Origin of the sequence: Mucilaginibacter sp. SG564, from assembly GCF_013149275.1 — a bacterium.
In the GTDB taxonomy this organism is placed as follows: domain Bacteria; phylum Bacteroidota; class Bacteroidia; order Sphingobacteriales; family Sphingobacteriaceae; genus Mucilaginibacter.
The window spans coordinates 656,823-668,381 of the sequence record NZ_JABGNA010000002.1; the positions used below are offsets into that span (position 1 = coordinate 656,823).

The following is an 11,559-nucleotide window of genomic DNA, read 5'->3' on the forward strand; positions in this document are numbered from 1 at the left end:
CCGTACCTTGTCCTAATTTCAATGTATGTTTATTATAGTATCAAGTAATCAGTATCAAGTATCAAGATTTTCTTGCAAGCATCGAAAAGCAAATGCAACTGTCGTGATACTTGATACTAGCTACTTGATACCCCCTTACGCGTAATTCCGCTGTGTTAAATGCACCGATTCAAACACCAGTGGCTCTTTGTTCAATACTTCGGGTTGGTTTTCCCCTTTAAACTCCCAGGCGGCAACAAACGCAAAGTTTTCGTCATCACGTTTAGCCTCACCATCCGGTGTCTGCGATTCTACCCTGAAGTGACCGCCGCATGATTCTTCGCGCATTAAAGCGTCATCAACCATCAGCTCGCCCAGTTCAATGAAGTCGGCCACACGACCGGCGCGCTCCAGCGAAGCATTTACTTCCTCGTTATCGCCGGTTACAATAGCGTTTTTCCAGAAATCGGCTTTCAGCGCCTGGATCAGGCCTTTGGCTTTTTTCAGGCCTTCTTCGGTACGCGCCATACCGCAATATTCCCACATAATGTGGCCAAGCTCGCGGTGATATTCGTTGACTGTTTTGGTGCCTTTTAAGGCCAACAGTTTATTAACGTGCTCAATAACTTCTTTTTTGGTTTGCTCAAAAGCAGGGTGACTGGTATCAACCTTTTTAGGACCGATGGTAGCCAGGTAATCACCCAGGGTATAAGGGATCACAAAATAACCGTCAGATAAACCCTGCATCAGTGCTGATGCACCGAGGCGGTTAGCCCCGTGGTCGCTGAAGTTACACTCGCCCAAAGCATATAAGCCTGGTATGGTGGTCATCAGGTTATAATCAACCCAAAGGCCACCCATGGTATAGTGTACCGCAGGGTAAATACGCATCGGCTGTTTGTACGGGTTCTCGTCGGTGATCTGGATGTACATATCAAACAGGTTACCATACTTGGCAGCTACGGTTTCTTCGCCCAGGCGTTTGATAGCATCGGCAAAGTCAAGGAATACGGCGAAGCCTGATGCGCCAACACCACGACCATCCTCTACCATTTCCTTGGCGTTACGTGAAGCCACGTCGCGCGGAACCAGGTTTCCGAATGATGGATATTTACGTTCCAGGAAGTAATCACGATCTTCTTCTTTGATCTGATCAGCCTTCAGTGTGCCTTTGCGCAATTGCTCGGCAAGTTCAACTGTTTTTGGCGCCCAAACCCTACCATCGTTACGCAGCGACTCAGACATCAGCGTTAATTTCGACTGGTGATCACCCGATACCGGGATACAGGTTGGGTGAATTTGGGTATAGCATGGGTTGCCAAAGAAAGCACCACGTTTGTGGGCCCTCCAGGCAGCTGTTACGTTTGAACCGATAGCGTTGGTTGACAGGTAGAACACGTTGCTGTAACCGCCTGTACATAATAATACCGCGTGACCTGCATGTGTTTCGATAGCGCCGGTAAGCATGTTACGGGTAACAATACCTTTGGCATGGCCATCAACTACAACCACATCAAGCATTTCGGTACGGGTATACATTTTTACTTTGCCGGCATGTATCTGGCGGTTTAAGGCCGAGTACGCGCCTAACAACAATTGTTGTCCCGTTTGACCGCGGGCATAAAACGTACGCGATACCTGCGAACCACCGAATGAACGGTTATCCAGCAAGCCGCCGTATTCGCGGGCAAAAGGAACACCCTGTGCCACGCACTGATCAATAATATTTACAGATACCTCGGCCAGGCGGTAAACGTTGCCTTCACGGGCACGATAATCGCCACCTTTAATGGTATCATAGAATAAACGGTAAACGCTGTCGCCATCGTTCTGATAGTTTTTTGCCGCGTTGATACCACCCTGTGCCGCAATAGAGTGCGCACGGCGTGGACTATCCTGAAAGCAAAAAGATTTTACGTTATAACCCAGTTCGGCCAGTGAAGCCGCGGCCGATGCTCCCGCTAAACCCGTACCTACAATAATAATATCGTATTTACGCTTGTTGGCCGGGTTAACCAGCTTCAGGTTAAATTTATGCTTGCTCCATTTTTCGGCTAATGGGCCTTGAGGAATTTTAGCATCTAAACTCATTTCTCGTATAATTATGTAGTTTGTGAGTGGTTGATTGGGTTGATTAAGTTAAGTGGTTTGAAAACTACACTATCTAACTTAAGCCAATTCAATCAGCCATTTAACTTAGTCAACTTAAATTACCCTTTGTGCATAAAAAAGTACCACAATGGCATAAGGGCAAAACCTATAGGTATAATAACCGCAAAAAACCATGCGCCAATACCGTATACTATAGGTGTATATTTACGATGTACCCATCCCAGCGTGCGGAAAGCGCTCTGGAAACCATGCAACAGGTGGAATGATAGTGCTCCCATCGCAATTACATAGATCAATACGTACCAGATGTTGCCAAAAGTGTGCGCCACACGTGCATGCAGGTCTTTCACTCGTACTATCTCTACATTGTTTTCGGTAGATACAGAGTGGTTGAAATCGGCAGATACCGGTGTATAGTCTGATACAGTAGTTTGGTCTGTAGCCAGGTCGGTACGGTATTCCTTAAACGCAACTTCATGGGTGTATTTGTACTTGAACCAGAAATCGCCCATGTGTATTACGATAAATACCAACAGGATGGAACCTAACAGGCCCATGTTTTTTGATGACCAGCTGGCATCTGATTTTGCTGCTACGGCGTAGCCTACCGGACGCGCTTTGCGGTTTTTTACTGTTAAGATCAACGCATATATAGCATGCACCGCAATTGCCAGGTACAGGATCCATGCAATAACCTCAATCGGTGGAAAATGTGTCAGGAAGTTTGCATACACATTAAAACCAAAACCATTATCGTCCTTAAACAACAGCAGGTTGCCCCCAAGGTGTACAATTAAAAAAGTACACAAAAACAAGCCTGTTAAAGCCATGATCAGCTTTTTTCCCAGTGATGAGTTAAAGGTTTGTTTAAATTCGCTCATTATGAAATAGATTTATTTTAGGCAAAAGTATTTATTATATGCCAAAAGATAGAAATGCATCCGGCTTATTGGTAGGGAAAAGTCTATTTAGAATCAATCTAAGAAATTACATTCAAATTACACAGGGAACAAAGAGTCAAGAGGTAAGAATCAGGAGGTAAGAGCCCCCTCTAAACGGCGAAGACCTCATGTAATAATCTCTCCCCAAAGGGGAGCCTTAAAAAAACGCTTTAAAGCCCTCTCCAAGGGGAGGGTTGGGTGAGGCTCTTATGCAGCTTATCTTGATTCTTGGCTCTAACCTCTTGATTCTTTCTCCTATATTAGGAACATAATTATTATCAATGAAATTAGCAGCTGTTGTTTTACTGGCTCTCTGCCTTGCCGGTTGTAAGCATTTTGAACATGTAGAATTTGAAGGAACCGTTACCGGCGATAAAAGCGGGGTGTTTGTCATTAATGATCATGCCGGGCATGCCATTTATGGCGATAATATTAAGGACGGTAAATTTAAAGTCCCCGCCAAAGTATTGGAAGTGCCGGGCTATTACAGCATGAAGCTCACCAATGATTCGACCAGTAAAAAAGCAGCCGATGGCGTGTTTGAAGTTTACCTGCAGGATGGCAAGTATACCATTAAAGCCGATGCCGCCAAGCCTGGCGATTATCCCGAAATAACATCACCATCGCCCATACAGCAGGAACTTTCGGCCTATTACAGCATCGCCAATAAACTTAACGGCGACTTGAACCGCCAGGCAAGCCAGATCAATGCCCGGATAAATGATAAAGCATCTTCCCTATTGCCCAAAGATCAATTTGTGGCTTTGTTGAACAGCGCTTCGGCGGTTGAGGCTAAAAAACGGGCTCTCGCATCAAAGATCATGAATGAATTTGTTGCCAAATACCCTCAGAATACTATCGGCGCGCACCTCATGCTGCAGCTCGATTATGAAAGCGACCCGGTTGTATATAATGCCGTCTATCAAAAACTAAGCGCTGCCGTAAAAAGCAGCGATGATGGCAAAGAAATAGGCGAAAAACTGGGTCGCTTGGTTAAGCTTATCCCGGGTGCCAAGGCTCCGGCTATCAATGGTAAACTATTGGATGGGAAACCATTTGATCCGCTGGCGATGCATAAAGCTGTTTATTTAATTGATTTTTGGCGGGCTGCTAACGACATCAGCCGCCGAAACCATGTGGAACTAAAATCGATGCTGCGTGAGTTTGGCGATAAGAATTTTGGGGTGATCAGCGTATCCATGGATACCAAAGCCGACTGGTGGAGCAGCGCCGTTCAGGAAGACGGCATCACCTGGACACAGGTATCCGACCTGAAAGGCGATGATTCGCCCAACACCCTCAACTGGAGCGTTACCAAAATACCACATTATGATCTGGTTGATGGCAACTGGCACATGATTGAGCGCGATGTACCCATAGGTGGTATATACGCCACGGTTAAGCAATATTTAAGTAAAGCGCATTAATCACCCGTGCGAAGTTTTTCTTGATTCCTGACTCTGGCTTCTTGATTCTCTCGTTCATTCAATAGCCAGCACCTTATCTTTCAAAACGGCAAATATCCTGTCGGCTTTTTGATTGCGGATGGCCACTTTGCCGGTGAATTTACCAAACGAAGGCAATACGGCCTGTTTACTGCCAAAAGCAAAACAAGGCAGCGTGATGGATTGCCTGCCACGGCCGCTCAGGTTAACTCCGGGGTGTATGTGTCCGCAAAAAACATAGCCCTCCGCGTTTTGCAACTGCTCGTCAACAAGCGGATGATGCTGCATTAAAAAGGGATGCATGAGCAATTCGTCATGCAGTTCGATATTCAGTTTCTGGTAATGTTTATCGGCGATGATATCATGATTGCCCCGAACCAGGATGATCTGCAAGTTGGGAAACTGGCTTCGCCACAGGATAAACCAATCCCAGTCGTTATTCATATTGCTGTGGAAAAGGTCACCCAGGAACAATAACTTTTCGGGTTGATATTCATGGATCAGATCCGATAGGGTAGCCAGGTCGCTTTGTTCCATGTCCCGCGGGATAGCGATGCCCGCTTTGCGGAAATGCCCCACCTTACCCAAATGCACATCGGCAATGATCAATGCCTTTTGCTGCTCCCAATAGATCGCTTTCTGAGGGAGTAATAAAAGGTTTTGCCCTAATAAAGTAAATGGAGTTGCCACACAGATCATCATAACAGAACAAAGTTAAAATTTATTTCCGGAGATGTATCGACTCACCCCGACGTCGCTGCGCTTGTCGCCCCTCTATGCGCGAAGCGGAGAGAGGGGATTTTACACTTTTATTTTCTCTACCCTCTTTCCGGCGAAGCCGAAGAGAGGGTGGTCCAGCGAAGTGCAGACCGAGTGAGTCTACTCTGCGACTTGCCTTAAAGCGAGAGGAAGGGGTTTCTATGTGCATAACGTATAAACCCCTCCCCGCTTTTGCTCACAAACCAGCCACACCCCTCCTGTGGGGAGGGAATTTAAAAGCCCCTCAACCTTAATTTTTATTATTTAATGTTAAGCAATGTTAACAGAAAATGCCGGCACATATTGATGTATTTACTTTTATCTTCATCAATCCATTAATCATGAAAAGGAAACTCAAAATCGTATTAATCTTAATAGCCATATCATTAACAGGCATTGTTATTTTCCAAATTTATTGGAGCCTCAATGCTTATACCATCAATAAAAAAATATTTGATAGCAAAGTAATCGTCGCCATGCAGCTTGCTATGGACCGGTGTAAAAAAGATTATTTTGACTCCGTCCGAACCGTATTGGTAAAACGACTTTCTGATCCCAGCAGTGTTATTACCATCGATACCCCTTCAAGAGTAAATACTCCAAACAACAACGTAAACCCGGTGCTTAATATTAGTTTCTCATTTCATGGCTCTGTAAACAGCAATCCTTTTCAAACGAATGTCAATACCTATAACTATTATAAGGATATGATCGGTCATAAAGCCACCGTTCCGGAGGTGCTAACGGAAATGTCTTTTTATGTTCCGACTTTAATGATGGAGCTCACCACATTTTTAGGTATCGACGATGCTATGCACCCCTCACAGGAACTATCCACATTTATAAAAACGCACCCAGGTATCCCCGGCAATAAATGGCCGCTGCCCAAAGAGGGCATATATGCTTTGCCACCCAATTATAAACAGGCCGATAGTTTAAAGCTAAGCCGGTATTTTACCGAGGAACTACAGAAAAGGAATATTGATGCGCCGTTTATTTTAAGCTTACCCAACAAAGGCCAGTCGGAGCAAAATTTCAATTTCCATGACGGCGAAACCAATGAAAACGTTTATCAATATCATGGCTTTATATTTCTTTTAACGCATTACACCCGGCAAGATGAGTTTACGTTATATGCAAAGGCGGCGATCCGCAATCCGCAATATGCCGTTATCAAAGGGATGATGATCACCCTGCTATTATCGGCACTGCTGGTGTTGTTCACTATATTTTGCTTTTATTATATAGTCCGAACCATCAATCAGCAAAAAGCACTGGGCGAGTTAAAGGATGATTTTATAAACAACATGACGCATGAATTAAAAACACCTATCGCTACTATTACCGTAGCCATTGAGGGGCTGCAAAAATTTAATGCCTTAAATGATCCCGAAAAAACACAGCGATACCTGCAAACCTCCAGGAATGAACTGACCAAACTAAACGAGCTGGTGGGCAAAGTGCTTGATGTAGCCGCCTTTGAACGCGATAAAATAACCTTGCTGAAAGAGAAAATACAGGTTGATGCCTTGATGAACGAACTGATAACCGCCGAAAAAGCCAAAGCCGCTAAAACAGTGAGCATCACCTATAATAATAGAGATCGGGTTGATTATATTGTGGCGGATAAACTGCACTTCGGTAACGCCATATTGAATGTTTTGGATAACGCGGTTAAATATTCCAATGAGCCGGCCGATATCAAGATAGATGTATACCAGGATGGCAATATGATCGTTTTTTCCGTAAGCGATAAGGGTATGGGCATCCCGGCAGCGCACCTGGGGCGCATTTTTGAAAAGTTTCACCGGGTACCTACCGGTAATGTGCACAATGTGAAAGGTACCGGGCTTGGTTTAAGTTATGTGAAGTATATTGCAGAAGCGCATGGTGGCCAGGTAACTGTAAAAAGCGAAGTGAATACGGGCAGTCAGTTTATGATATCAATACCGATGTAATATGAGTAAAATACGCTTATTGCTGGCCGAAGATGAACTGGCCCTGGCCCATATTGTACGTGAAAGCCTGGAAGAAAATAGCTTTGAAGTAATACTGTGCGCCAATGGCGAACAGGCCCTGCAAAAATATAAAAGCGACAGGCCCGATATTTTAGTGCTGGATATCATGATGCCCAAAATGGATGGCTTTGAAGTAGCCAGGCAGGTACGTGAAACCGACAAACTAACACCGATCATATTTTTAACGGCCCGGTCGCAGCCCAAAGATGTGGTGGCCGGGTTTGAGTCGGGCGCTAACGACTATTTAAAAAAGCCTTTTAGTGTAGAGGAACTGGTAGTGCGCATCAGGGTTTTACTAAGTGATAACCGTTTGTTGAGCACCGGCAAACCCGCGGGCGAAAGTCACCAGATAGGCAGTATTACGTTTAACCCACTAAAAAATACCGTTCAGCAAGGCATCAACCAATGGCAATTAACCAGCAGGGAAAGCGATATTTTGAGGTTGTTATGTAAAAACCAGCAGCAAATATTACCACGAAAAGCATTGCTGGAAACCGTTTGGGGCGACGACAGCTTTTTTAATGCCCGGAGCCTGGATGTGTTCATCAGCAAACTCCGCACACATTTAAAAGCCGACCCCAACGTGCAGATCATTACCGTAAGAGGACATGGGTACAAATTGGTCTGGTGATGGAACTATAGGTGTTCGGAAGATCGTTTTTGGCTAAAGCCATCAAATGCTTCTATTATCCGTCCCATAAATGGGACGGCAATGAATGGAAAACTAATTGATTTACCCTTTATTGCCGTTGGTTTTAACCAACGGATTACAAGTAAATAGCTGCTATGGGCTTTAGCCCAATTGAACCCCCTGGCTGGCCACGCTTTAATTAATGATTTATTGAATTTCCTTTCCCCGTCAGCAGAACAGCTTCGGACGAAAGCGGGTAGAACGATGGTGGCCTGTGCGGCTGCAGGGGCATAGCAAGTTTTGCAGAAGCAGAGGCTAAAGGGTGCGAAGCGGGGCAAATAATTGCAGCCCGTGGTTCTGCCTGATTTGCAGGGCAAAGGCCTCGTGCGCAAAGAAGCATTTCTGCTGAAAGCCCTTTGGTTACTTTGTGGCTACAAAGTAAGGGCCCTCCCGCGGCCAAGAGCGGGTCTGCACCATACATGCCTCTCCGAAAAGGATTTTTCATCAACCTGTTACACAAATCATCCATCAACCGTAATGATTAAAAAACCAAATTATGAAAACCCCTATCTTTTTTATTTTACTCTCTGCTACGCTAAGTTTTACTGCCTGTTCCAAAAACGAGGCAACCCCGCTCCCACAAAAGCTGGACGGAACGTATACCGGTGCATTTACATCCACAAGCGTTGGCGCAACTAGCGCTACAGCCAAAGTTGTTATTACAGGTAAAACATATCAAGCTACTTTAAATACCGCTTTCGGCGTTTCGAGCAGAGGCAGCTACGTTACCAGCAAAAATCAAATAGCATTTACAGACAGTACGGTACACACAGCCAATTTTGATTGGGGCCTGTTGCTCAACGGTACTTACACCTCAACCACCAAAGGCGATAGTTTGATCCTGGTTAAAAAAGGCACGGGCTATAATTATACCTACAGGTTAAAAAAGCAATAGTTTGTTTACCCTGACTAACCATAACCCATTGTAATCCCAGGATATTTTTTGTATCTTTAAGTATATCCACCAAACAGCCCTGCTTACTTGAAAATTGTAAGCAGGGCTGTTTGGTTAAAGAGATAAAAGGCGCAAAAATCACCCGTTGGGTATGTAGTTATTTGAATATCAATTATATAGTTCTTTTTAAACTTTTCAAAACGCGTCAAAAATTTGTTAAAAAGTGTTAAAATCGATGGTTTTGATTGAGTTTTGAACAGTTTTTAACCTGTTTTTGCCCTCATTTTGAGCCGAAAAGTGTTAAAATAGAGCTTTAAAAAGTTTTTGTTAAGAGGAGGCAGTTTGAATTTTATAAGTTCGGTTTTTGGGCTGGTGGCGATGAGGTTCCTGGTTCTGTAATATAAATCCGACATCGAACATCCGACATCCGAAATATTCCCGGCTTTCTTATTACTTTTACGGCAACCAATACGGTTTTACATGAGTAATACCTTTAACCGCCCCATACGCGTTTTAGTAGCTAAAGTAGGTCTTGACGGGCACGACCGCGGCGCACGCATTATTGCCACCTCCCTGCGCGATGCCGGGATGGAAGTAATTTATACCGGCCTGCGCCAAACCCCCGAAATGGTGGTGAATACCGCCCTGCAGGAAGATGTGGATGCCATTGGTATATCCATACTATCAGGCGCGCACATGACCGTTTTTCCGCGCATCATTAAACTGCTGCGGGAAAAAGAGATGGATGATGTGCTGCTTACCGGCGGCGGCATTATCCCGCATGAAGATATGGTGACGCTGAAACAATCGGGCGTTGGCGAACTTTTTCCGCCTGGAACCAGCACACAGGACATTGTAGCTTATATTACGGATTGGGTGCACGAGCATCGTAATTTTTAAATAAAACAACCCCATGGAATTTCAAAATCTGCTGATAGAAAATAAAGAACGGATACAATACATCATCATTAACCGCGAAAGCAAGCTTAACGCCCTGAACAGGGAAACCCTTATGGAATTGCACGTGGCTTTTGCCGCGGCTTTTAAAAACCCCGCTGTTGGTGGTATTATCATCACCGGAACCGGCGCCAAAGCATTTGTGGCAGGCGCCGATATCAGCGAATTTGCCAACCTGAGTGTTGATGAAGGCTCTGCCCTTGCCCGGAAAGGACAAATAGAAGTATTTAACCTGATAGCCAATGGCAATAAACCCGTAATAGCGGCCATTAATGGTTTTGCATTGGGCGGCGGTTTAGAGCTGGCCATGGCCTGTCATATCCGCATAGCTTCCGAAACAGCCAAAATGGGGCTGCCCGAAGTTACCCTGGGTTTGATACCCGGCTATGGCGGTACCCAGCGCCTGGCCCAGCTGATAGGAAAAGGCAAAGCCCTGGAAATGATACTGACCGCCGATATGATCACCGCTGTTGAGGCTCACCAGTACGGTCTGGTTACCCACGTGGTTTGCCCGGAAGATCTGCTGGTTAAAGCCGAAGAACTTTTGCAAAAGATATTGTTGAGAGCACCGCTGGCCCTTGCCGCGGCTATAAACTCCGTAAACGCCGGATTTATCGATGGGGTGGATGGTTACGGTATCGAGATAGCGCAGTTTGGAAAATGTTTTGGCACCAATGATTTTAAAGAAGGCGTTACCGCCTTTTTAGAAAAACGCAAAGCAGCATTTAAAGGAGAATAATTAACCCACTTATGGTGTTAAAGTTTTGTTAACAGAAGCCCGGATTAACCATATCTGGGTGATGATCCTTGTGGTGCCTTATCCGCAAAAACTAAAATTAACCGTAAAGCAAGCCAAAAACGGGCTTTTTGCCGGCCGAAAAGCTATGTTAATTCCGTGTTAATTTGACACAAATAGGTGTGTAAACTTTCAATTTGACATTATCCTGACCAAGATACCCAATTGGTCAAAAAATAAATCATTGTTAATCAATCGATTAAATATTCGTGACTTTTGGATGAAAAATCGTATATGTTTCTGTGCTTTACTTTGCATTGTGTTTATAAAACATATATCAAAAACACACAATTGTTATGAAAAATACATTTAAAATTTCGGCCCTTGTTTTAGCATTTGCAGGATTTGCATTTGGCGCTAAAGCACAAACAACTACCCCAACCACTACTACAACATCAACCACTACTAACAACGGTATCCGTTATAGCATCGGCGTTGACGCTGGTATCCCATTGGGAAACTTTAAAGATAACTACAAATGGAATTTAGGTGGTTCGGTACAAGCGGACATCCCGGTTATTTCAAACCAATTATTTGTTACTGTTAACGCTGGTTACAATAACGTATTTGGTAAAAAAGATATCGGTGGCGTTGCTGGTCTTGATCAAACAGATTTTCACCTGATCCCGGTAAAAGCTGGTTTGAAATACTTCGTTGTTCCAAACTTTTATGTACAAGGTGAAGCTGGTGCAGCATTCTTGTTAAACAAAAAAGATGTTGGTGTTAACAAATCAACAGCGTTTGTTTATGCTCCGCAAGTAGGTGTTCAGTTCCCTGTTAGCGCAAACGGTAACTTTATCGACGCTGGTATCCGTTACGAAGCAACTACAAAATATGCAACTGGTATTAACGACAGCAAGGTAAGCTTCTTAGGTCTGCGTGTAGCATACGGCTTCTAATATGGCCCTACATATACCTAATTAACAAAAAGGGTAGCCAATTGGCTGCCCTTTTTGTTTGTGCCTT

Annotated in this window: 10 protein-coding genes; 7 read left to right on the forward strand and 3 right to left on the reverse strand. The window is 44.4% G+C overall.

Features of this window, described 5'->3' with window-relative positions; translation table 11 throughout:
- Positions 1–135: 135 nt before the first annotated feature.
- Positions 136–2,070: a fumarate reductase/succinate dehydrogenase flavoprotein subunit gene (locus tag FHW89_RS07450; RefSeq protein WP_172334385.1), complete on the reverse strand. Its 1,935-nt coding sequence runs from the start codon at positions 2,068–2,070 to the stop codon at positions 136–138.
- Positions 2,071–2,189: 119 nt separating this feature from the next.
- Positions 2,190–2,972 carry a succinate dehydrogenase cytochrome b subunit gene (locus FHW89_RS07455; RefSeq protein WP_172334386.1) on the reverse strand — a complete coding sequence of 261 codons (783 nt, stop codon included), beginning with the start codon at positions 2,970–2,972 and terminating at the stop codon, positions 2,190–2,192.
- 341 nt (positions 2,973–3,313) lie between these two features.
- Here FHW89_RS07455 and FHW89_RS07460 point away from each other — a divergent pair, with 341 nt between their 5' ends.
- The gene (locus FHW89_RS07460; protein WP_172334387.1) at positions 3,314–4,459 is read left to right on the forward strand and encodes a hypothetical protein; all 1,146 of its coding nucleotides are present in this window, start codon (positions 3,314–3,316) and stop codon (positions 4,457–4,459) included.
- A gap of 54 nt (positions 4,460–4,513) precedes the next feature.
- Here the strand turns inward: FHW89_RS07460 and pdeM are convergent, their stop codons facing one another.
- Positions 4,514–5,179: a ligase-associated DNA damage response endonuclease PdeM gene (pdeM, locus tag FHW89_RS07465; RefSeq protein WP_253952186.1), complete on the reverse strand. Its 666-nt coding sequence runs from the start codon at positions 5,177–5,179 to the stop codon at positions 4,514–4,516.
- A gap of 398 nt (positions 5,180–5,577) precedes the next feature.
- On the opposite strand from pdeM, the gene FHW89_RS07470 reads away from it, so the two are divergent.
- From FHW89_RS07470 to FHW89_RS07495, 6 genes are all read left to right on the forward strand, one after another.
- Positions 5,578–7,194, forward strand: a complete 1,617-nt coding sequence (locus FHW89_RS07470) for a sensor histidine kinase KdpD (protein ID WP_172334388.1) — start codon at positions 5,578–5,580, stop codon at positions 7,192–7,194.
- Between the two features lies 1 nt (position 7,195).
- The gene (locus tag FHW89_RS07475; RefSeq protein WP_172334389.1) at positions 7,196–7,885 is read left to right on the forward strand and encodes a response regulator transcription factor; all 690 of its coding nucleotides are present in this window, start codon (positions 7,196–7,198) and stop codon (positions 7,883–7,885) included.
- A 556-nt stretch (positions 7,886–8,441) separates the two neighbouring features.
- On the forward strand, positions 8,442–8,840 hold the full coding sequence (locus tag FHW89_RS07480) for a hypothetical protein (protein ID WP_172334390.1): 399 nt from the start codon (positions 8,442–8,444) through the stop codon (positions 8,838–8,840).
- Positions 8,841–9,320: 480 nt separating this feature from the next.
- Positions 9,321–9,740, forward strand: a complete 420-nt coding sequence (locus tag FHW89_RS07485; protein ID WP_172334391.1) for a cobalamin B12-binding domain-containing protein — start codon at positions 9,321–9,323, stop codon at positions 9,738–9,740.
- 13 nt (positions 9,741–9,753) lie between these two features.
- On the forward strand, positions 9,754–10,536 hold the full coding sequence (locus FHW89_RS07490; RefSeq protein WP_172334392.1) for an enoyl-CoA hydratase/isomerase family protein: 783 nt from the start codon (positions 9,754–9,756) through the stop codon (positions 10,534–10,536).
- Between the two features lie 353 nt (positions 10,537–10,889).
- Positions 10,890–11,492 (forward strand): hypothetical protein, encoded by a 603-nt coding sequence (locus tag FHW89_RS07495; RefSeq protein WP_172334393.1) that lies wholly within the window; start codon positions 10,890–10,892, stop codon positions 11,490–11,492.
- Positions 11,493–11,559 lie beyond the last annotated feature (67 nt).